This is a genomic window from Roseomonas indoligenes, assembly GCF_017813365.1.
GTDB classification, from domain to species: domain Bacteria; phylum Pseudomonadota; class Alphaproteobacteria; order Acetobacterales; family Acetobacteraceae; genus Roseomonas; species Roseomonas indoligenes.
Genome location: NZ_JAGIZA010000038.1, coordinates 1 through 21,280 on the forward strand (window position 1 = coordinate 1; position 21,280 = coordinate 21,280).

At 71.4% G+C, this 21,280-nt stretch carries 19 protein-coding genes; 3 read left to right on the plus strand and 16 right to left on the minus strand.

Going from position 1 to position 21,280, the window contains the following annotated elements:
* Window positions 1–230 precede the first annotated feature (230 nt).
* Complete coding sequence (locus tag J5Y10_RS26735) at window positions 231–686, plus strand: MarR family winged helix-turn-helix transcriptional regulator (RefSeq protein ID WP_209377195.1); 456 nt, start codon at window positions 231–233, stop codon at window positions 684–686.
* Between the two features lie 9 nt (window positions 687–695).
* Here the strand turns inward: J5Y10_RS26735 and J5Y10_RS26740 are convergent, their stop codons facing one another.
* The 5 genes from J5Y10_RS26740 to J5Y10_RS26760 form a co-directional block, all read right to left on the minus strand.
* Entirely contained in the window at window positions 696–890 is a 195-nt protein-coding gene (locus J5Y10_RS26740) for a hypothetical protein (RefSeq protein WP_209377196.1), read from the minus strand.
* An 11-nt stretch (window positions 891–901) separates the two neighbouring features.
* Window positions 902–2,500 (minus strand): FAD-dependent monooxygenase, encoded by a 1,599-nt coding sequence (locus J5Y10_RS26745; RefSeq protein WP_209377197.1) that lies wholly within the window; start codon window positions 2,498–2,500, stop codon window positions 902–904.
* A gap of 159 nt (window positions 2,501–2,659) precedes the next feature.
* The gene (locus tag J5Y10_RS26750; protein ID WP_245215141.1) at window positions 2,660–3,973 is read right to left on the minus strand and encodes an aspartate aminotransferase family protein; all 1,314 of its coding nucleotides are present in this window, start codon (window positions 3,971–3,973) and stop codon (window positions 2,660–2,662) included.
* Between the two features lie 33 nt (window positions 3,974–4,006).
* The gene (locus J5Y10_RS26755) at window positions 4,007–5,017 is read right to left on the minus strand and encodes a phosphotransferase (protein ID WP_209377199.1); all 1,011 of its coding nucleotides are present in this window, start codon (window positions 5,015–5,017) and stop codon (window positions 4,007–4,009) included.
* A gap of 86 nt (window positions 5,018–5,103) precedes the next feature.
* Complete coding sequence (locus J5Y10_RS26760; protein ID WP_209377200.1) at window positions 5,104–6,084, minus strand: Bug family tripartite tricarboxylate transporter substrate binding protein; 981 nt, start codon at window positions 6,082–6,084, stop codon at window positions 5,104–5,106.
* A 269-nt stretch (window positions 6,085–6,353) separates the two neighbouring features.
* Here J5Y10_RS26760 and J5Y10_RS26765 point away from each other — a divergent pair, with 269 nt between their 5' ends.
* Window positions 6,354–7,724, plus strand: coding sequence for an LLM class flavin-dependent oxidoreductase (locus J5Y10_RS26765; RefSeq protein ID WP_245215140.1), 1,371 nt, complete (start codon window positions 6,354–6,356; stop codon window positions 7,722–7,724).
* A 5-nt stretch (window positions 7,725–7,729) separates the two neighbouring features.
* Here J5Y10_RS26765 and J5Y10_RS26770 read toward each other — a convergent pair whose 3' ends face one another.
* The 8 genes from J5Y10_RS26770 to J5Y10_RS26805 all read right to left on the minus strand — a co-directional run bounded on the left by J5Y10_RS26770 (window position 7,730) and on the right by J5Y10_RS26805 (window position 16,095).
* On the minus strand, window positions 7,730–8,686 hold the full coding sequence (locus J5Y10_RS26770) for a Bug family tripartite tricarboxylate transporter substrate binding protein (RefSeq protein WP_209377201.1): 957 nt from the start codon (window positions 8,684–8,686) through the stop codon (window positions 7,730–7,732).
* 97 nt (window positions 8,687–8,783) lie between these two features.
* Window positions 8,784–9,836, minus strand: coding sequence for a dihydrodipicolinate synthase family protein (locus tag J5Y10_RS26775; protein WP_209377202.1), 1,053 nt, complete (start codon window positions 9,834–9,836; stop codon window positions 8,784–8,786).
* Between the two features lie 4 nt (window positions 9,837–9,840).
* The gene (locus tag J5Y10_RS26780) at window positions 9,841–10,836 is read right to left on the minus strand and encodes a Bug family tripartite tricarboxylate transporter substrate binding protein (protein ID WP_209377203.1); all 996 of its coding nucleotides are present in this window, start codon (window positions 10,834–10,836) and stop codon (window positions 9,841–9,843) included.
* 58 nt (window positions 10,837–10,894) lie between these two features.
* The gene (locus J5Y10_RS26785; protein ID WP_209377204.1) at window positions 10,895–12,034 is read right to left on the minus strand and encodes a mandelate racemase/muconate lactonizing enzyme family protein; all 1,140 of its coding nucleotides are present in this window, start codon (window positions 12,032–12,034) and stop codon (window positions 10,895–10,897) included.
* Entirely contained in the window at window positions 12,031–13,206 is a 1,176-nt protein-coding gene (locus tag J5Y10_RS26790) for a mandelate racemase/muconate lactonizing enzyme family protein (RefSeq protein ID WP_209377205.1), read from the minus strand. Before J5Y10_RS26790 ends, J5Y10_RS26785 begins: the two co-directional genes overlap by 4 nt.
* Window positions 13,203–14,198 carry a hydroxyacid dehydrogenase gene (locus J5Y10_RS26795; protein WP_209377206.1) on the minus strand — a complete coding sequence of 332 codons (996 nt, stop codon included), beginning with the start codon at window positions 14,196–14,198 and terminating at the stop codon, window positions 13,203–13,205. The genes J5Y10_RS26790 and J5Y10_RS26795 overlap by 4 nt, the downstream gene beginning before the upstream one ends.
* A 1-nt stretch (window position 14,199) precedes the next feature.
* Window positions 14,200–15,339 carry a mandelate racemase/muconate lactonizing enzyme family protein gene (locus tag J5Y10_RS26800; protein WP_209377207.1) on the minus strand — a complete coding sequence of 380 codons (1,140 nt, stop codon included), beginning with the start codon at window positions 15,337–15,339 and terminating at the stop codon, window positions 14,200–14,202.
* Between the two features lie 33 nt (window positions 15,340–15,372).
* On the minus strand, window positions 15,373–16,095 hold the full coding sequence (locus tag J5Y10_RS26805) for a FadR/GntR family transcriptional regulator (protein ID WP_209377208.1): 723 nt from the start codon (window positions 16,093–16,095) through the stop codon (window positions 15,373–15,375).
* 88 nt (window positions 16,096–16,183) lie between these two features.
* On the opposite strand from J5Y10_RS26805, the gene J5Y10_RS26810 reads away from it, so the two are divergent.
* A complete protein-coding gene (locus J5Y10_RS26810) occupies window positions 16,184–16,537 on the plus strand; it encodes an NIPSNAP family protein (RefSeq protein ID WP_209377209.1) in 354 nt (117 codons plus the stop codon).
* A 9-nt stretch (window positions 16,538–16,546) separates the two neighbouring features.
* On the opposite strand, the gene J5Y10_RS26815 is transcribed toward J5Y10_RS26810, so the two are convergent.
* The 3 genes from J5Y10_RS26815 to J5Y10_RS26825 form a co-directional block, all read right to left on the minus strand.
* On the minus strand, window positions 16,547–17,302 hold the full coding sequence (locus tag J5Y10_RS26815; protein WP_209377210.1) for a sulfite exporter TauE/SafE family protein: 756 nt from the start codon (window positions 17,300–17,302) through the stop codon (window positions 16,547–16,549).
* A 200-nt stretch (window positions 17,303–17,502) separates the two neighbouring features.
* Window positions 17,503–20,676 (minus strand): efflux RND transporter permease subunit, encoded by a 3,174-nt coding sequence (locus tag J5Y10_RS26820; RefSeq protein WP_209377211.1) that lies wholly within the window; start codon window positions 20,674–20,676, stop codon window positions 17,503–17,505.
* Window positions 20,677–20,689: 13 nt separating this feature from the next.
* A partial coding sequence (locus J5Y10_RS26825; protein ID WP_209377212.1) for an efflux RND transporter periplasmic adaptor subunit occupies window positions 20,690–21,280 on the minus strand: 591 nt, incomplete at its 5' end.

Below are 21,280 nucleotides of genomic sequence, written 5' to 3' on the forward strand. Positions count from 1 at the left end.
CGCTGCGCGACGGCTACCGCTACGAGCAGAGCCAGACCGTCGCACTCGCCCGCACCGACGACACCCGCGAGGCCCAGCGCGCCTTCGCCGAAAAACGTAAACCCACCTTCCAGGGACGGTGAGAGCGGCGGGCCGGCCTTCGGGTAGAAGCGGCGGCACGCACCGGATACATGGATCCCGGCCGGCGGGCGGTGGCGCGGGTTCCGGCCAGAACGAATGGCAGGCTTGAGATGACGGTCCCGCTCGAGAAGGCTCTGACCTACCGCCTGCACAGGCTCCACAAGCTGACAGATCGCGAGAGCGAGGCGGCCTACCTGGCCGAGCTGGGCATCCCGCTCGGGGAGGGACGCTGCCTGGCGGCCATCGGGTCCTTCGCTCCTCTCTCCGTGCAGGATCTCGCGCGGTGCGCAAATCTGAACAAGGCCCGGGCAAGTCGCGCGGCCCAGTCGCTCGTCGAGCAGGGCCTTGTCGACAAGCAGGCCTCCGCCGCGGATGGGCGGAGCGTGGTGCTGACGCTGACGCCCGCCGGAGCGGATCTCTGGGCCGAAACCATGGCCCTGATCCGTGAGCTGAACGACCGCTTCTTCGGGGGCCTGAGCAACGAGGAGCGAAAGGTGTTGGGGCGCCTGCTCGACCGCGCCATCGAAGGGGCCGCGGCCCGCCTGGGCGCCGCCGACGAGCCCTGACCCCCCCCTCTACTCGGGAGTGGGGCCTTCCCCGATACTGGCGGCGGCCTGCGCGATGAGCGGCAGCACGTCCTCCGCCGAGGCCTGGCGAGCGATCAGCGCGAGGCTGACCATGGCGAGCAGCAGAGGGGCCTTTCCTTCGCCCACCCGTTCCAGCGCCTGGCAAAGGGCGGTGTAGCTGCGGTCCAGATCCTCGGCATGCATGGCAGCGCGTCTCAGGCCGTTTCGCGGAGGAGGGTGTGCGCGGCTGTGCCGAGGTGGCGCTCCAGCACCGCCGCGACCGCGCTGGGATCGGGCTCCGCCCATCTGGCAAGGACGTAGCCGTCGGGCCGGATGAGCCAGGCCGCGCCGCTCAGGGCGCCGTAGCGCTGCCGCGCCTGCCCTTCGACGTCGGCGGGGCAGCCCGGGCACGGCGATGCGCCGGGCGGCAGGAGCGTGAGCACCGTCACGCCGTCCGGGGCTGGCGGGAACGGGATCTCACTCGTTCCGAAGCGCAGCAGCACGAAGCCTCGCCCGAACAGTTCGCTGAGATGCTTGTGACCCTCGGTGGAGGCGATTGGCGCGTCGGGCGCGGGAAGGCCGGGGGCGGCGGCGGCCCCGAGCCGCGCGGCATCCGGGTCCGCTCCGAGGCCTGGAGCGGCCGGGTAGCGGACGGGCACCGATTGGCGGGGGTTGATCAGGGACCGCACGGCCGCGTCCTCCAGGGCAAGCCTCAGCGCGGCGTCGCGCATCAGGCGGAAGGCGAAGCTCGGCGGGGCCATGAACTCGGTGCTCTTGGCGCCATAGGCGATGTTCTCGCGCGCGGCGGCGAGGCGCTCCTCCGAGTAGCTGTCCAGCAGATCCTCGCCGGCTCGGCCGTCCAGCACGCGCGCGAGCTTCCAGGCCAGGTTGCCGGCATCATCCAGGCCGGAGTTGAGGCCGCGCACGCCGAAGATAGGAACGAGGTGCGCGGCGTCGCCGGCGAAGAGCACGCGGCCGTGCCGGTATCCGCCGAGCGTCAGGCACTTCGCGTTGTAGACGGAGATCCAGAGCGGCTTCCACGGCGCCGTCTCCCCGATCATCTCGAGATGGCTGCGGACGCGCGGCAGCACCTGTTCCGGCCTCACCGCCTCTTCGGGATCCTCGTCGTCCCGCAGCTGGTAGTCGATGCGCCAGACGTTGTCGGGTTGGCGATGCATCAGGATGGTGGAGCCGGGATTCGAGGGGGGATCGAACCAGGCGAGGCGCTCCACCGGGCGCGTCGTCTCCTGCTCGATGTCCACGATGACGTAGCGGCCGTCGTACTGCACGCCCTCGAGCCGGAGGTCGAGCAGGTCGCGCACCGTGCTGCGGCCGCCATCGCAGGCGACGACCCAGGCGGCACGCAGCGGGCGCGGCGGCCCGCCTGCACCCTGGATTTCGACCTCGACGTGATCGGCGTGCCGGTGCAGCCCGACGAGGCGCGTGGACCACTCCACCGTCGCGCCGGCCCGCAGGGCCGCCTCATGGGCGTGCTGCTCCACGTAGTACTGCTGGATGTTGACCATGGGCGGGAAGCGGTCGCCCGGCTCGGACGGCATGCGGAAGCGCAGCACCTCCCGCGTGCCGTAGAAGCTGCGCCCCTCCGTCCAGCCGAGGCCCTTGTCGAGCACGGGGCGGTCGATCCCGGCCCAGCCGAGGATTTCGAGGGAACGACGGGAAATACAGATGGCGCGGCTGCCGGTGCAGTAGCCCTCGTCGGCCTCAATGACGGTTGCCGGGATCCCCTGCTGCCCCAGCAGCGCGGCGAGGGTCAGCCCCACCGGGCCGCCGCCGACGATGACCACGGGCAGCATGTGGGATCCCCCTGCCATGTCCATGCTTGCGCTGTCCCCGGCTCCATTGCCGCCAACGGGCCGAACGGTCCGGCGCCGGCCAGTTAGTTGCTCGCGCAACCTTTCTTGCGCCTTCGCTCCGGGGACCGCAAGGGGCATCGGCGCGCGCCGCCCGGGCCTTCAGCCCGCGAGAAGCTCGTCCATGGTGCCGATCAGCATGTCCGCCTGCTCCCGCGTCAGGCAGAGCGGCGGCCGGATCTTCAGGGTGTTGGCGCCCGGTCCGGAGGCGCTGATGAGGATCCGGCGCTCGCGCAACGCGTTGACGAGGCGGGCCGTCTCCGCCGTGGCGGGCTCCTTCGTCGTGCGGTCCAGCACCAGTTCGCAGCCGATGGAGAGCCCTGCCCCGCGCACGTCGCCGATGATGGCGTGGCGCGCGGCCAGGGCGCGCAGCCCGTCCGTCAGGTGCGCGCCCACGGCCACCGCGTTCTCCGCCAGGCCTTCCTCCCGCAGCACCTGCAGCACGGCGAGGCCGGCGGCGGCGGAGACGGGGTTGCCGCCGAAGGTGTTGAAGTAGCGCACCTGCCCGCCGAAGCGCTCCAGCAGCTCCGGCCGGATGACGAGGCCAGCCAGGGGGTGGCCGTTCCCCATGGGCTTGCCCATGGTCACGATGTCCGGCTCCACCCCATGGCGCTGGAAGCCCCACATGGCGCCGGTGCGGCCGAAGCCCGGCTGCACCTCGTCCGCGATGAACAGGGCGCCGGCCGCGCGCGCCGCATCCACGGCGCCGGCCAGGAAGCCGGCGGGATCGGGGAAGACGCCGTCCGAGGTGAACATCGTATCCACCAGCAGCGCGCAGGGGCGGATGCCGTGCCGCGCCAGCCCGGCGAAGGCGGCGGCCACATCGGCCGCGAAGCGCGCGGGCATGTCCGGCCCGCCGCGATAGGCATCGGGCGGGGGCGCCGTGGCGACGTGGCGGCCGAGCGGCATTCCCTCGCCAAGCGAGGGCGATAGCTCCGCGAGGGAGGCGGTGACGCCGTGATAGGCGAGCGAGGTGACGACGATCCCCTCGCCGCCCGTATGGGCGCGGGCGATGCGAAGGGCGAGGTCGTTCGCCTCCGACCCCGTGCAGGTGAACATGACATGACCTGAGTTAGGGCCGAGCGAGGCCGGGAAACTCGCCAGCAGGGCTTCGGCATAATCCAGCACCGTCTCGTGCAGGTAGCGCGTGTGGGTGTTCAGCAGCGCGGCCTGGCGCGCGATCGCCTCCACCACGCGGGGGTGGGCGTGGCCCATGGAGGCGACATTGTTGTAGCAGTCGAGGTAGCGGTTCCCGTCGGCGTCGAAGAGCCAGGCCCCCTCCCCGCGCACGAGGTGCACGGGGTGCTCGTAGAACAGCCGGTAGGCCGGGCCGAGCAGGCGCTGGCGACGCTCCACCATCGCCCGCTCCTTCGCCGAGAGGCCGCTGGCGCGGGCGGGATCGAAGGCGTTGATCATGGTGGTGCCGCGCGGGCTGTCATCAGGCATCGCCTATCCTCCGAAGGCCCGCGCATCGGCGCCGCGCGAGAGGCTTTCCAACCCCGCTCGCGCGCCGGGCATGTTGCGCAGGATGTAGGGCGCGTTCTCCGGCTGCCGCCGCGCGCGCCAGTGGCTGATCAGCACGGTCACCGCCATGCGGGTCGCGATCAGGGCCGGCAGCAGCGCGATCTGGTCCCCGGGCAGAGGCAGCACGGCGCGGTAGCCGGCGAGGAAGGCCGCGGGGCCGGCCAGCGGCGCCTCCCCGGGCTGCACGAGGTAGGCGCAGGCGGTCGCCACCTCCTGCAGCAGCGGGGCACGCACCATGTCGCCGAAGTCGATGATGCCCGCGAGGCTTCCGCCCTCATCCGCCAGCACGTTGTGCGGGTTCAGGTCGTTGTGGATCACCTGCATCGGCAGGGCCGCGAGCACGGCTGCGGGGCCGTCCTCGAAGCGGTCCAGCGCCGCCTCCGCCAGGGCGCGCAGGCCGAGATCGGCCACGTCCGGCAGGAGCTCGCGCAGCGAGGGGGCCTCCCGGATGTCCCAGAGCAGCCGCCGGCGGTCCGCCGGGTGGGAGAAGCCGGCGAGCGCCGCGTCCAGCCGCGCCGTCAGGTCCCCCAGCGCCCGCGCCGGCACCGGTGGCGCAACGGGGCGCCCGGGGAGGTAGGTGAGGACGCGCAACAGGCAGGCCCGGCCATCGGCCGCCGGGTGGGCGCGCTCCGTCGTGCCGTCCCGGGCCCGGAGCATCCGCGGCAGCGGCACGTCGGGCGCCGTGCCTTCCAGATGCAGCAGCGCCGCGGTCTGGAAGCCGGTGATGGCGGGGTTCTCATCGGGGTGGGCCAGCTTGACGAGCAGCGGCGGGGCATCGGCCCGGTCCAGCCGGAAGTTCCGGTCCCGCTCGCCCCCCAGGGGGCGCAGCGCACCGTCCAGGCCCCAGTCCCGGCGCAGCGCTTCCGCCAGGGATGGCGCCTCGATCACCGGCGGTGCCGCGAGCATCAGCGGGTCATGGATCGGGTGCGGCTGCATCGCTGGCCCGTATAGCCGGAGGAGTTGCCCCGGCCCACCCGCGTCCGCTCCTGGCCAGGAAGAGTCCCGCGCCAGGAGGCGCGCCCTCAGTTCTTCGACTGCAACGCCCGGATGTCCCGGAAGCCACGTGCGATCCGCGCCTCCGCCTCGGCGCCGGTCTGGAAGATGGCGGTGCCGCCGTCCTGCGCCACCTGCAAGAAGGCGGGGGATCGCGCGGCCTCGGCAAGGGCCTCGCGCAGGCGCTGGAGCACGGGGGCAGGCACGCCGGCGGGAACGAGCAGGGCCTGCCAGTTCCGGAAGTCGAACTCGGTCAGGCCGATGTCGCCGAAGCTGGGCACCTCGGGCAGCTCCTCGAACCGCGCGGGGCCGGTTCCGATCAGGGGATGGACCGCCCCGCTCGCCAGGTGCTCGCGCACGAGATTGGTGTCGAACATCGTGAACTTCACCTCCCCCGAGAGCAGCGCCGCCATCCGGGGGCCGCCGCCCTGGTACACGACCTCCAGGAACTCCAGCCCGTAGCGCCGGCGCATGGCCTCCGCCGCCATGGAAGCGGCCGCGCCCTGGCCCGAGGAGGCGAAGGGAACGGGGTGCGGGCTCTTGCGGACGGCGGCGACGAACTCCTCGAAGTTGGACACGCCGAGGGAGGGGTGGGCCACGAAAAGGCCGGGGCTCTCCTGCACGATGCCGACGGGCGTGAAGTCCTTCAGCGTGTCGAAGCGCGCATTGCCGGGATTGGTCGCGACGCTGCCGACGATCGCCGTGTTGTTGGCCAGCAGCAGGGTGTAGCCGTCAGGCCGGGCTCGACTCACCTGCTCCGCGCCGATCAGCCCGCCCGCCCCGCCCTTGTTCTCGATGACGACGGGCTGGCCGAGGATGCGGCCCAGCGCGTCCGCGAGGGGGCGGCCGTAGCGGTCCACCTGGCCGCCGGGCGGCCAGGGGATGACGACGCGCAACGGGCGTTGCGGCCACTCCTCCTCCGCGCGGGCAGACCCCGCGAGCGCCAGGCCGGCGAGCGCCGATAGCGTGAATCCGCGCCGCCCCGTGGTGAACTCTGCTGCGCCCGTCATCTGTTCCCCTTTGCCCGCCCGAGAAGGCTGTCATCCCTGGCCGGCAATCTAAGGGGGGCACCGGGTGGCCGAAATGGAACGGCTGACCAAAGCAGGGCCGGTTAGGAGGATGGATCACCTGTTCCCGGGCGGGGTCGTAGGATGACCATCGCTCACGCCGTCCCGCGGCTTTCCCGTGGGTGGGCCATCACCGCCCTGCGCCTTGACGCTCTCTCCGCCAGCGTGTCTCACGGCCCTGCACGCCGCGATCACGGACGAGAGGGACTTCCATGGCGACCGACCCGAACGGCAGCCCCGATAGCAGCAAGGATCAGGCCTCCCAGGGGCGGCGGATGAGCCTCGGCCTCTTCGCGCAGATGGCGGGCCACCACGTGGCGGGCTGGCGCCACCCGGACGCGCAGGCTGGGGGCGAGAACCTTGAGCTGATCCAGCACGTCGCCCGCACGGCGGAGCGCGGCACCTTCGACCTCTTCTTCCTTGCGGACGGGCTGACCAGCAGCGCGGAGGCGCATCCCTCCACCGTGGCGCGGCTGGAGCCGCTGACGCTGCTCGCCTCCCTGGCCATGGTGACCTCGCGCATCGGCCTCGCCGCCACCGCCTCCACTACCTATGGCGAGCCCTTCCACACGGCGCGGGTCTTCGCCTCTCTCGATCACATCAGCCATGGGCGTGCGGCCTGGAACGCGGTGACGACCTCCTACGCCCGCTCGGCCGCCAACTTCACGCGGGGCGAGCACCCCGCGCATGACGAGCGCTACGCCATCGCGGAGGAATACATCGACGTGGTGCGCGGCCTCTGGGACAGCTTCGACGACGGGGCGGTCATCAAGGACAAGGAGGCCAATGTCTATGTCGATCCCGCCCGGTTGCACACGCTGGACCACAAGGGCCGCTACTTTTCCGTCAAGGGGCCGCTGAACGTCTCGCGCCCGCCGCAAGGGCATCCGGTGGTGATCCAGGCCGGCTCGTCGGAGCCGGGGCAGGAACTGGCGGCACGCACCGCGGACATCGTCTTCACGGCGCAGCAGACCATCGAGGAGGGGCGCGCCTTCTACGAATCCGTGAAGGGGCGCATGGCGAAGTACGGGCGTGATCCCCGCCACCTGCACATCATGCCCGGGGTTTGCCCGGTGATCGGGCGCACGGAGGAGGAGGCGCGTGCGCTGTATGCGAAGCTGCAGGGCTGGATCGATCCGGCCGCCGCGCTCGCGCTCCTCTCCGACCGGCTGGGCCACGACGTCTCGCGCTTCCCGCTGGACGAGCCGCTGCCGGACCTGCCGGAATCCGACCAGCTGCGGTCCCGCGCGAAGCTGCTGACGGACTTGGCACGGCGCGAGAACCTGACGCTGCGGGACCTGTATTACCTGGTCGCGGGCGCGCGCGGGCACCGCATTGTCTGGGGCACGCCGGAGCAGATCGCGGACGCGCTGGAGGAGTGGTTCACCGGCGGCGCCGCGGACGGCTTCAACATCATGCCGCCCTTCTTCCCCGGCCAGTTCGACGATTTCGTGGACCTCGTCGTGCCGGTCGTGCGGAAGCGCGGGCTGTTCCGGGAGAGCTACGAGGGCACGACGCTGCGGGACCATCTGGGGCTGCCCCGCCCAGCGAGCCGCTACGCCAGGGCGCGGGCCGCGGAGTAGGAGGCTCAGGCCAGCCCGAGTTCCTTCAGCACGCCTTCCGTGTCCGCCCGGTCGCGGCGCAGGAAGGCCTCGAAGGTCTCGCCGTCCAGGAAGGCGTCGTCCCAGCCGCGCGTCTGCAGCAGCGCCTTCCAGGCGGGCAGGTCATGCAGGGCGGCGGCGAAGCGCGCCAGCGTCGCCCGCGCGTCGGCCGTGATGCCCGGGGCGGCGAAGATCCCGCGCCAGTTGGTAGCGACCACGTCGTAGCCGCTCTCCTTCAGGGTCGGCACCTCCGGCGCCAGCCGCCGCTCGCCGCTGGTGGCCAGGGCGCGGACGCGGCCTGCCTTCACATGCTCCTCGAACTCGCCCCAGCCGGCGACCGCGGCCTTCACCTGGCCGCCCATGACCGCCGCCGTGGTGGCGCCCCCGCCGGAGAAGGAGACGAACTGCGCCTCCAGCGGACGGCGCCCGATCGCCTTCAGCAGCAGGCCGAGGATCACGTGGTCCACCGTGCCGCCGCCCGCCCCGGCGATGGGGATGCCGCGCGGCTCCGCCCGCAGCGCCTCGCCGAGCTGGCGCATGGTGCGGAACTCGCTGTCGGGCGGGACCACCAGCACCGCCGCCTCTTCCGTCAGACGCGCGATCGGCGTGATGTCGGCGAGGCTGACGGGCGAGCGGTTCACGATCGTCGCCCCCACCAGGGACGCGCCCCCGATAAAGAGGCTGTCCGCCCGGCCGCGCCGCTGCGCCACGAAGCGCGCCAGCCCCACCGTGCCGGCCGCGCCGGCCAGGTTCTCGAATTGGAACCCGCCCACCAGCCCGGCCGGGCGGGCGACCAGCTCCAGGGCCCGCCCCAGCCCATCCCAGCCGCCGCCCGGCGCGGCGGGCACGAAGACGTTCAGGTTGTGCGGCATGTCGGCGGCGCGCGCGGCGCCCGGCAGGGTGGGCACCGCGGCGGCGGCGAGCAGGGGGCGGCGGGTGATCATGCTCGGACGTGCTCTTCTTCGTTCCCGCCAAAGGGTGCGGGAAGAGCGGGGCGACGCAAGTGGCAAATCCCCCGTCCCGCTCCTACCGAGCGGAGGCTCAGCGGGTCATGTAGCCCTGCGCCGGCAGCATCCCTGCCTGCTCGAGGGCCGTGATCACCCGCTCCACACGGTCTGCTGGCAGGACGCTACCCGCGTGCAGAAGCGGGGGCTCGACGGATCGCGCCCCCTTTCCGAAGGCCATGCCATGGGCGAGCAGCTTGTTGGCATTGGTGAAGCCATTGCCGTCCGGCAGGCCATCCGCTGCCGCGAAGGCCTCGGCCACGACGGAGGAGAGGCGGTCCGACTCCTCTCGCGCCTCGTCGCTTCGCCCTGCCTTCAGGGCTTCCAGGATCCCGGCCAGGCGGGCCGGGAAGGCGTTCGCGGTGCTCAGGAGGAAGCCGTCATAGGGGCCGCCAAGGCCGGCGTGCCAGCGCGCGTAGTCTCCCTCCGCACCGCGCAGGAGGACCAGATCGTCCGGCAGCAGCCCGGACCTGGCGACCTCGTCCGTGCCGCCGCTGTCCTTGAACAGGATGAAGTTCGGGAAGCGCCCCGCGAGGTCGGCCAGCAGTTCCGGCGCCATCCGGTTCCCCGTGACCTGCGGCAGTTGGTACACCGCCATGGGCAGGCCGCGCGCCAGCAGGGGGCCCAGGGCCTCCGCGAGGGCCGGCTGGGACAGGGGTTCCGGCGTGGTCGGCGGGGCGACCGTTACGCCCCGCACGCGACAGGCCTCGAAGGCATCGGGGACGGTGGCCGTGCCGGCCCGGTCGCAGAGGTGCTTCACCATCCGCTCCAGCAGCGCCCCCATCGACGCCACGTCCGGCCGCAGGACGCCGGCGAGAAGGTCGATCCCCCGCGGCCCGGCGAAATCGATAGCGAGGTCGAGGGCGGCGACCGCCTCCTCATCCTCCATCTCCCAGGCATCCCCGGTCGAGCCGGGGATGAGGAAGCCGCCGACATGCCTCGCCATGAAGGTAAGATGGGCCTCCTGCCGCGCGCGCTCGAAGCCACCCCCAGCGTCGTAGAAGAAAAGGCTGGGCGACCAGAGCTGCGGCACGCCCTTCGGGAAGAGCGCGCGGATCAGCGCGGTTCTGTCGGCGGGGAAGCGGTCCATGTCGCTACTCCGGCCTGATGTTGTGCTCGCGGATAATGGCGCCCCAGCGCTGGCGATCCACCGCGATCTGCCGGAGGAAATCCTCCCGCGTCCCGCCGATGCGCTGCAGACCATTCTCCGTGAAGCGGCGCTGCACCTCCGGCGCTTCCATCGCGCGATTCAGCTCCGCGTTCCAGCGCGCCACCACGGCATCCGGCGTGCGGCCGGGCAGGACCACGCCGAACCAGCTGGGGATGGCGAAGCCTGGCAGCCCGTCGCGCGAGATCACGGGAAGCTCCGGGATCAGCGGCGACGCCTCGCTGGCGCCGTAGGCGACGGCGCGCAGCCCGCCGTCGCGGATCTGGCCGAGGAATTCCGGCATGTTGCCGAACATCACGTCCACCCGACCCGTCGAAATGTCGAGGATGGCCGGCGCGCCGCCGCGATAGGGGATTTGCGTGATCTGGCCGCCGGTGAGGGCGGCGAAGAGGATGCAGGAGAGCTGCTGGCTGGACCCGGCGCCGACAGTGGCGCAGGTCACGGTGCGCGAGCGGTCTTTAGCCATCGCCGCGAGGTCCTGCCAACGCCGGATGGGTGAGCGCGGGCCGGTGACGAGGATGTTGTAGACGGAGGCGATGTTCGCCACCGGCACGAGGTCCTTCTCCACGTCGTAGGGCACGGTCTGCATCTGCGGCGTGATGGCCAGGATGCCCATGGAGGCCAGAAGGATGGTGTGGCCGTCCGGCGTGCTGCGGGCAAGTTCCTGCGCGGCCACCACGCCGCCGCCGCCCGTGCGGTTCTCCACCACAACCTGTTGGCCGACCTGTTTGCTGAGCTGGTCCGCAAGGATCCGGCCGATCAGATCGGAGGTGCCGCCCGCCGCGAAGGCGTTCAGGAAGCGGATGTCGCGGCTGAAGGCGGGCTCCGCCGCGCGGCCGGCGACGGGCGCGAGGGCGATGCCGGCTGCGAGCGCCGCGGCAGCGATGCGGCCGAGCAGGCCGCGCCTGTTGGTGCGATACATGGACCTCTCCTCTTGCTTTGGCGCCGCCCTCTGTCGGGACGGTCGTCAGGGTTTTGTTCTACACGTAGCCGGGCCCCTCGATCGCGGGATGGGCTCGCAGCCAGTCCTCATCCACCTCCACGCCGATGCCGGGCGCCTCGTTCGGCCGCACGCAGCCGCTGGCGTCGATCCGCCAGGGCTCGCTGACCAGGGCGTCGCGGAAGAGGTTCCCGCGCGATACGTCGGCCTCGAAATAGCCGGCGTTGTCGATGGCGCAGAGGAAGTGGATGGTGGCGGCCTGGTTCAACCCGGTCATGGAGCTGTGCGGGTGGACCTGGATCTTGTGGGCGGAGGCCATGGCGGCGATCCGCAGCGCCTCCGTGATGCCGCCGCACTTGGACAGGTCGGGCTGCCAGATCCCGATGCTGTCCGCCTCCAGAAGTGGCGCGAACTCGTAGCGGGTGAAGTGGTTCTCCCCCACCGCCAGCGGCGTGCGGCCGTAGCTGCGCGCCTCGCGGTAGGCGCGGTGGTCGTGCGGCGGGAAGGGTTCCTCCAGCCAGCCCATCTGCAGCGCGTCCATCACGGGCATGACGCGGCGGACATCGGAGAGGGAATAGGCGGTGTTGGCATCGGCCAGGATGTCCACTTCGCCGCCGAAGGCGTGGCGCACCGCTTCCATCCGGGCGGTGTCGTTCTGCACCGTGTCGCCGATGCGGAGCTTCAGGGCGCGGTAGCCCGCTTCGAGATGCGGGCGCGCTTCCTCCACCAGCTCCTCCGGCGGCTGGTAGCCAAGCGCGACGCCACCGGCATAGGCGGGCACCGCGCGGGCGGCACCGCCGAGCAGGCGGTAAAGCGGCCAGTCCACGGCCTTCGCGCGAATGTCCCACAGCGCCATGTCCAGCCCGGACATGGCGAGGGCGCAGCCCGCGCCCATGCCGTGACTGGCAAGCTGGCCGCGATAGATGCGGTTCCAGACGCCGACCACGTCGGTGGCGTCCATGCCCTTCACGAGCCGGGTCAGCGTGGTCTGCAACAGGGCGGCGACGGCGGTGTGGGCGCGGCCGTGATGGCTTTCGCCCCAGCCGGTGATCCCGTCCTCGGTCGTGACCTTCACCACCACCGCGTCGCGCTTCACCGCGCGGCCGACACCGAGTGCGACGCCGCCCCCCTCAGGGACGGGGAAAGAGGTGGGAAAGGCCTCGACGGATGCGATCTTCATGCGCGGCCTCCCTGGCCGTATTGCTGGAGGAAGGACTCGCGCACGCTTATGCCGAGGCCCGGGCGGTCGGGGATCTCCACGTGGCCGTCCTCCACAGGGAAGCTCTCCTCGATCAGGTCGTGCAGCATCGGGTTGTGGCCGAGGGAGTATTCCAGGATGAAGCCCGCGCTCTGCGTGGCGGCGAGGTGCATTCCCGCCGCGAAGGCCGGCGCGCCGGACCAGAGATGCGGCGCGAGGCGCAGGTTGAAGGCAGATGCGAGGGCGGAAATCCGGAGGCCTTCCGTCAGCCCACCGGCGATGGCGAGGTCGGGCTGCAGCACGTCCGCGGCCCGCAGCTCACAGATCTCGCGGAAGTCGTGGCGGGTGAACTCGCTCTCCCCCGCGCTGATCGGCACGGAGGAGGAGCGGCGCACCTCGGCCATGCCGGCCTTGTCGTCCGCGCTCACTGGCTCCTCGAACCAGAAGAGGTCGCAATCCTCTACCATCCGGGAGAAAGCGCGGGCCTCGGCGACGGTCCAGGTGCCGTGGGCATCGGCCATGAGGCGGATGTCCGGGCCCAGCCGTTCGCGCGCGGCGCGCACCCGCGCGGCGGAACGGGCGGGCGAGCCGTCCATCACGCCCACGCGCATCTTCACGGCGCGGAAGCCGGCCCTGTCGCAGTAGCCCTGCAACTGCTCACCGATGTTCGCAGCATCGGCCCAGCCGCCGGAGGCATAGGCGGGCATCCGGTCCACGCGCTTGCCGCCGAGCAGGCGCCAGACCGGCACGTTCAGCGACTTGCCGAGGATGTCCCAGAGCGCGACATCCACGCCCGCGATGGCGGAGATGGAGAGGCCGCGCCGTCCGACCTGCGGCAGTGCGTAGCCGCCGGCCACCGCGTATCCCTCCCGCGGGGTATTGTACATGACGTCCCAGAGGCGGGAGATGTCGCGCGGGTCCTGGCCCAGCAGCAGCGGGGCGTAGTCGTCGTTGATGATGGCCGCCAGCCCGGCGCAGGCCGCCGCGCTGCCGACGCCGGCCTTGGCCTCGCCCCAGCCGGTGAGGCCGGTATCCGTCTCCACCCGCACGATGACGGAATCGAAGGTGGGCACGCGGCCGAAATCGCTGGTGTGCTGGCGCTCATAGGGAATGGGCACGCGGCACCAGGTGGCCTGGACGCGGGAGATCTTCATGCCGCGGCCTCCTCGGCCGTGTGGCCGAGGGCGGCGCGGCGCGCGCGCGAAGCCTCCCAGGCCTCGGGGTTGATGAAGGAGCAGGGACGGTCGCCCGCGAGGATGCGGACCACCTCCTCGGCAGCGCCCGTGCTCATGCGCTCCACCGCCTCCGCGCTCAGCCCGGCGACGTGCGGGGTGAGGATGACGTTGGGCAACGCCCGCAAGGGATGGTCCGGGGCGAGCGGCTGCTCGTCGTAGACGTCCAGCGCCGCGCCGCCGATGCGGCCGGCCCGGAGGGCGTCCAGCAGCGCCGCGCCGTCCACCACCGGTCCGCGGGCAAGGTTGAGGAGCCAGGCGGAGGGCTTCATGCGGGCGATCCGCGGCGCGGAGACGAGGCCGCGCGTCTCCGACGTCAGCGGGCAGGCCAGGGCGATGAAGTCGCTCTCGGCGAAGAGCGTCTCGAGTTCCGCCCTTTCCACGCCGGGCGGCATGGCGCCGCTGCCGCGGCGGTGGCCGAGCACGCGCATCCGGAAGCCGGTGCCCGCGATCTCGGCGAGGCGGGTGCCGATGGCGCCGACACCGATGATGCCCAGGGTGCGGCCGCGCAGTTCGAAGGCGGCGGCGGAACGGGATCGGGCGATGTCCCATCCCTTCGCCAGCAGTTCCTCGTGCATCGTCTCCGCCCGCCGCGCGACGGCGAGCATCTGCGCGATCGCGAACTCGGCCACGGAGTCGGCGTTGGCGCCGGGCACGTTGGCGACGAGCACGCCGTGGGCGGTGCAGTCCTCCACCGGGATCATGTCCACGCCCACGCCCTGCCGCACGGCGGCCAGCAGGTGCGGTGCGCGGGCGGAGAGATCGTCCGGCAGCTTTCGGCGGACCACCACCGCCTGGGCGCGGGCGAGAAGGGCGTCCTGGCCTTCCCTGCCGGGCAGTTGCACCTCGTGGCCGGCGGCGCGCAGCACGGCCTCGCCGGCCGGGTCGATGGGATCGGTCAGCGCGACCAGCATCTCAGGCCACCTTGTACTGGTTGAGGACGGCCATATCGACCTCGATGCCCAGCCCCGGCGCGTCCGGCACGCGGACGATGCCCTTGTTCTGGACGATGGGATCCTTCGCCAGGTGGTCGCGCAGGGGGTTCGGCGTCTGCTCGAACTCCAGCATCGGCGGCATGGGGCGGAAGGCCGGCGGCATATCCGGCAGCGCGGCGATGAACTGCACGGTGGCGGCGAGGCCGATGGCGGAGCCCCAGGCATGGGGCACGCATTCCACCCCGTGCGCGGAAGCCATGGCGGCGATCTTCCGGCACTCGCTGATGCCGCCGGCCGCGCAGACATCGGGCTGGACGATGTCCATTGCCTTGCGCGCGATCACGTCGCGGAAGCCCCAGCGGGTGAAGTCGTTCTCCCCGCCGGCCACGGCCATGTCGAGGGCGCGCGTGACCTCCACGTAGCCGTCATGGTCCTCGGGGCTGATCGGCTCCTCGAACCAGAGGATGTCGTGCTCCTCCATCGCGCGTCCCAGGCGGATGGCCTGCGGGACGGTGAAGCAGTGGTTGGAATCAACGGCGAGCTTGATGTCCGGCCCGATCGCCTCCCGCACCGCCTTCACGCGGCGCAGGTCCAGCTTGGGGTCGCCCAGGCCGATCTTCATCTTGATGGCGCGGAAGCCCTGCTCCGCGTATTCCACCGCCTCCTCGACGGCTTCCTCGACCAGGCGGTCCATGTCGATGAAGTAGAGGCCGGTGGCATAGGCCTGCACCTCCGTCCGGTGCGCGCCGCCGATCAGCTTGTGGACGGGCTTGCGGACCGCGCGGCCGATGATGTCCCAGAGCGCGATGTCGATGCCCGACAGCGCGGCGATGGTCATGCCGGTGAGGCCATAGTCCTTGATGCGGTTGTAGAGGTCTTCCCAGACCACCTCCACGTCGAAGGGGTCGCGGCCGATCACGCGGCTGCGGTACTGCGTCTCGATGATGGTCTTGTTGACCATGGCGGGGCCGTAGCACTCGCCCCAGCCGGTGATGCCCTCATCCGTCCGCACTTCGACGATGCAGGATGCGCGCGTGGTGTAGAGCCAGCCGCGGGCCGAGGTGAAGGGCTGCTCCACCTTGGATTGCAGCACGTGGCAGATAACGTCCGTGACCTTCATGGTCTTCCTGTTTCCTCCCGGTAGGCCGCAGGTTCAGTCCCCGCGTGCCCGCTTTTCCAGCAATTCCATCCAGTAGCTCTCGACGCCCCTGAGGTGCCCGCCCATGGCCGCTTCCGCGCCGTCCGGGTTGCCCTCCGCCACCGCGTCCCGCATGGCCCGGTGCTGCCGCTGTGAGAGCGGCGCGCGGCTGCCATCGGCGAAGTAGGCGCGCCTCCGGTTGCGGGACATGAGGTAGAAGGCGTTCACCACGCGCAGGAAAACATGGTTCCCCGTCGCTTCCACCATGGCCAGGTGGAAGGCGGCGTCCTCGTCCGCCGGGTTGCCGGCGGCGGCGATCACGGCGTCGGTGCGTGCCAGGATCTCGTCCAGGCGTTGCACGTCCTCGGGTCTCCGGCGCTCGGCGGCCAGGCGCACAGCCTGCATTTCCAGGATGCGCCGCAGTTCCACCACCTCGCGCACCTCGGCCTCCGTCAGGGGAATGCCGAGCTCGGCCTGCAGGACGATGGCCTCGATCGAGCCCTGCCGCTCCACCGGGCGCAGGTAGATGCCGGAATTCGGCCGCCGCTCGATGATCCGCAGGGCCTCCAGCACCGCCAGGGCCTCCCGCACGGCCCCGCGGCTGGCGGCGAAACGCTCGGCCAGCTCCCGCTCGGAGGGCAGGCGATCCCCGGCTTCCAGGCGGCGGTGGGCGATGAAGGGCAGCAGGCGGCCGATGAGGTTGGCGCGCTCGTCGCCCATGGCGGGGATGGCGATCACCCTTTGACGTTCCTCCGAACTGGTCTTACCAAATTGGTAATACCAATTGAGGAACGGGCGCAAGGCTCGATCCCCGGAGGAGACATCGATGATCGTCGAGGAACGGATTTACACGCTGCATCCCGGGCAGGCCCCGGCCTACCTGGCCGCTTATGAGGCGGAAGGGATAGCCATTCAGAAGCCGATCCTCGGCCGGATGGTGGGCTACTACACGACCGAGTTCGGACCGCTGAACCAGGTGGTCCACCTCTGGGCCTATGAGGATCTGGCGGAAAGGACGGAGCGGCGGGCGAGGCTGACGGCGGACCCGGCCTGGAAGGCCTATGCGGCGAAGGTGCGGGGGATGGTCGTCCACCAGGAGAACAAGCTTCTTGTCCCCGCGCCGTTCATGAAGGTGCTCTGGCAGGCGCTGGAGACCTCATCCGCCGGGCCCGCGCACTGAAGGGGCCGTTCAGGCCCATGCCCGCCAGAAGAACACGGCGGTCATGACGCTGCTGAAGAGGATAACGAAGCCCCGCAGGAGGGCGGCCGGCATACGGCTGGCCAGGATCGCCCCGAGATAGCCGCCGGCGATGGCGGCCACGAGCATGATGACCGTTGCCGGCCAGTGGACGGGGCCGGCCACGGCGAAGCAGATCACCGCGACGAGGTTGGCGGCGCTGACGAGGAGGGTGCGCAGCGCGCTCATCGCCTTGATGTCGGTCTCGCCGAGCAGACCCCAGACGGCCATCATCATGATGCCGACGCCGCCGCCGAAATAGCCGGCATAGATCGAGAGCAGGACCTGGGCGCCGAGCATGGCACCCCGCCCGATCTGCACCCGCGCGCGCAGGGCGGCGCCGAGAGGGCGGCCGAAGGCGAAGGCCAGGGTGCCGAGGAGCATGAGCCAGGGCAGCAGCCGGTCGAAGGCGCGGGACGAGGTGGCGAGGAGGAGAAGCGCCCCGGCCAGCCCGCCCGCGAAGCTGATCGCCAGCAGGGTTCGGGAGGAAATCCCGTGCAGGGAGCGGTAGTCCCGCCGCCACGCCCAGGCGCTGGCAAGCGTGCCGGGCAGCAGGGCGACGGTGCTGGATGCATTGGCGGCCACGGATGGCAGGCCGACGAAGACCATGGCGGGAATGCTGATGAAGGAGCCGCCCCCCGCGGCCGCGTTCATCGCGCCGGCCAGCAGGCCCGCCCCGAGCAGCGTCAGTGTCGAGTCGACGTTCATCGGTGCTGACCTGCCCCTCGCCTCATGCGGGTCGGTCGGGCGGAGAGGCCCGAACGGCTCCTCATGCTCCAGCACGGCAGGCCCACCCCGTGCAAGCGCCCACCCGGCGGCCCCCGGACGAAGGAAGGGCGGGTCGGGGAGGCTGAACCCGCCCCCCTCCCCGCCCATGCGCTGTTTCCCCGCGGGCCGCTACGGCCCGTTCAGGTCGCGACCGGCATCGCTTCCGTGTCCCGCCTCGCTTCCTTCCGGGCCATGGACCTGGCCACCACGTAGAAGACGGGCGTGAAGACCAGCCCGAAGCCGGTGACGCCGAGCATGCCGGCGAAGACGGCGGTGCCGAGGCTCTGCCGCATTTCCGCGCCCGCGCCCGTTGCGACCGCGAGCGGGAGGACGCCGAGGATGAAGGCAAGCGAGGTCATCAGGATCGGCCGGAGCCGCGTGCGGGCCGCGGCCTCGGCCGCCTGCCAGCGGGTCATGCCCTCTCCCTCGGCGTGCCGGGCGAACTCCACGATGAGGATCGCGTTCTTCGCCGCCAGGCCGATCAGCACCACGAGCCCGACCTGGACGAGGACGTTGTTGTCCAGGCCCCGCCAGACCACGCCGGCGAGGGCGGCCAGCACCGACATCGGTGCGATCAGCACCACGGCCAGCGGCAGCAGCCAGCTCTCGTAGAGGGCGGCGAGCAGCAGAATGACGAAGACCACGGCCAGCCCGAAGGCGATGGGCGCGGTGTTGCCCTGGGTGGTCTCCTGCAGCGCGATCTCCGTCCATTCGAAGCCGAAACCCGGGGGCAGTTGCTCACGAAGCATCGCCTCCATGGCCGCGATCGCCTGGCCGGTGGAGACGCCGGGCTTGGGCGCGCCCTGCACCTCGGCCGCGGGGTAGAGGTTGTAGCGGGGCACGCGATAGGCGGCGGTGTCCGGCTCCAGCGTGGCCAGCGCCCCGATCGGCACCATGGCGCCGTCGGCGTTGCGCGTGCGCAGGAGCGCCACGTCGCGCGGGGTCAGGCGCTGCGTCTCCTCCGCCTGCGCGGTCACGCGGTAGGTCCGGCCGAGAATGTTGAAGTCGTTGACGAAGGTGGAGCCGAGATAGGTCGAGAGCGCCTCCGACACGCGGGAGAGAGGAACGCCCAGCATCTCCGCCTTGCTGCGGTCCACTTCGGCCCGGAGCGTCGGGGTCTTGGTGTTGAACAGGGTGAAGGCCATGGCGATCTCGGGTCGCTGATTGGCGGCCGCGACGATCCGGTTGGTCACCTCCTCCAGCGCGCGTGCCCCGCGGTCGCCGCGGTCCTGGATGTAGAACTTGAAGCCGCCGCCGGTGCCGATGCCCGGCACGGAAGGCGGCGGGATAACGAGGGCCAGCGCGTCGCGCTGCTGCATCAGCCGCGCCTGCACGGCGCCGGTGATGCCGGCGAAGGTCAGGTGCGCCGCCTCGCGCTCCTCGAAGGACTTGAGGTTGACGAAGATCACGCCGGAGTTGGGCGCGTTGGTGAAGGTCGCGCCGTCGAAGCCGGTGAAGGCGATGGAGTTCGCGACACCGGGCACCTCCAGCACGTCCCGCGTCGCCTGGCGGATCACCGCGTCGGTGCGGGCCAGGGAGGCTCCGGGGGGGAGTTGGAAAGCGGCGATCAGGTAGCCGCGGTCCAGCGGCGGGATCAGGCCGGTGGGGGTGGTCACCACCGTGCGCCCCGTCAGGGCCAGCAGCCCGGCGAAGAGGATCAGCAGCACGGCGGAGAGCCGCACCAGCCGCCGGGTCAGCGCGCCGTAGCCGAGGGAGAGCTTGTCAAAAAGCAGGTTGAAGCCGCGGAAGAACAGGCCGAACGGCGCCCCGATCCAGGCGCGCCAACCCGTAGCGTGAGCGTGCCCATGCGGGCGCAGCAGCAGGGCGGCGAGCGCGGGCGAGAGGGTGAGCGAGACGAGCGCGGAGAGGAGCGTGGCGACCGCGATCGTGACGGCGAACTGGCGATAGAAGGCGCCGGACAGCCCCTCGATGAAGGCTGTAGGCACGAAGACGGCGCAGAGGACGAGAGCGATGGCGAGAAGGGCGAAGCCCACCTCGTCCATGGTGCGGCGCGTGGCGGCCACGGGGTCCATTCCCTCGGCCATGTGGCGCTCCACGTTCTCCACCACGACGATGGCGTCATCCACCACAATGCCGATTGCCAGGATCAGGCCGAACATGGACAGGTTGTTCAGCGAGATGCCCAGCGCCGCCATAAAGGCGAGCGTGCCGATGATGGAGACGGGGATGGCGGCCAGCGGAATGATGGAGGCGCGCCAGGACTGGAGGAAGAGGATCACCACGAGCACGACGAGGATGATGGCTTCCACGAAAGTGTGGACCACCGCCTCCATCGACTGCTCGATGAAGCGGGTCGTGTCGTAGACCGTATGGTAGGCTAGGCCCGGCGGGAAATCCTTCTTCAGCTCCTCCAGCGTCGCGCGCAGGGCGGCCGCGGTGGCGAGGGCGTTGGAGCCGGGGCGCTGGAAGACCGGCATGGCGACGGCGCGGTCGGCGTCCAGGTAGGCGCTGAGGGTGTAATCCTGCGCGCCGAGCTCCACACGGGCGATGTCGCGCAGGCGCAGCGGGGCGCCGGCCTCGTTCGTGGCCACGACGATGTCGGAGAACTCCTCGACGTCGCGCAGCCGGCCGAGTGCCTGGATGTTCAGCTGGAAGGCGCCGTTGGAGGCGCCCGTCGGCGGCTGGTTCAGCCCGCCTGCCGCCACCTGCACGTTGGCGCGGCGCAGCGCGTCCACCACCTCGCCCGGCGTCAGCCCGCGGGCCGCCACCTTGGCAGGGTCCAGCCAGATCCGCATCGCGTAGTCGCGCGCGCCGAAGACCTGCACGTCGCCCACGCCGTCCAGGCGAGCGATGCGGTCCTTGATGTTCAGCATCGCATAGTTGGAGATGTAGCCCTCGTCCCGCGAGCCGTCCGGCGAGGTGAGGTGGATCACCATCATGATGTCCGGCGAGGCCTTGCGGACGGTGATGCCGAGGCGGCGCACCTCCTCGGGCAGCCGGGCCTCGGCCACCGCCATGCGGTTCTGGACGAGGACCTGGGCCTGGTCCACGTCCACGCCCTGGCGAAAGACGACGTTGACGGAGAGCCGCCCGTCGCCGGTGGCCTGGGAGGAGACGTAGAGCATTCCCTCCACGCCGTTGATCTCCTGCTCGATCGGGGACGCCACCGTCTCCGCGATCACGGCGGCCGAGGCCCCTGGATAGGTGGCGGCGATGGTGACGGTCGGGGGCGCGATCTCCGGGTACTCGCTGATCGGCAGCCGGAAGCCGGAGATGGCGCCGATCAGCACGATGGCGATGGAGATGACCGAGGCGAAGATCGGCCTGGATATGAAGAACTGGGCGAAGCGCATGGCGGCGGTTCCCTCAGCGCGCTTCGGCCAGGCGGGCGGGGGCGAGGGGCTTCACCTCCGCCGTCACCCGCCCGCCGGGGCGTGCCAGGTGCAGCCCGGCGGTGATCACCTGGTCGGCGGGCGAGAGACCGCTGCGCACCACGCGCAACCCATCCACCACGGGGCCGAGGGCGACGGGCTTGGCGACCACCGTGCCGTCGGCCGAGACCGTCATCACCACTCGCGCGGCCTGGTCGGCGGCGATGGCCGCGTCCGGCACCATCAGCACCTCCCCTTCCCCGGCGCGGAGGCGCAGGCGGGCGAATGTGCCGGGGGTGAGGAAGAGGTCGGCGTTCGCGATCGTGGCGCGGGCGCGGATCGTGCCGGAACGCGCGTCCAGCGCCGTGTCCAGGAAGTCCATCCGCCCCTGGCGGCCAAACTCCGCCTCGTCGGCCAGGCGCAGCAGCACCGGCTCGGGCACGCCGCCCTCGGGGCGGGTCGTGCCGCGGCGGGTGAAGCGCAGCAGGTCGGCCTCGCTGAGGTCGAAGGTGGCGTAGATCGGGTCCAGCGCCACGATCGTCGTCAGCAGGGTGGCGCCGGCCTGGACGAGGTTGCCGGCGTCCAC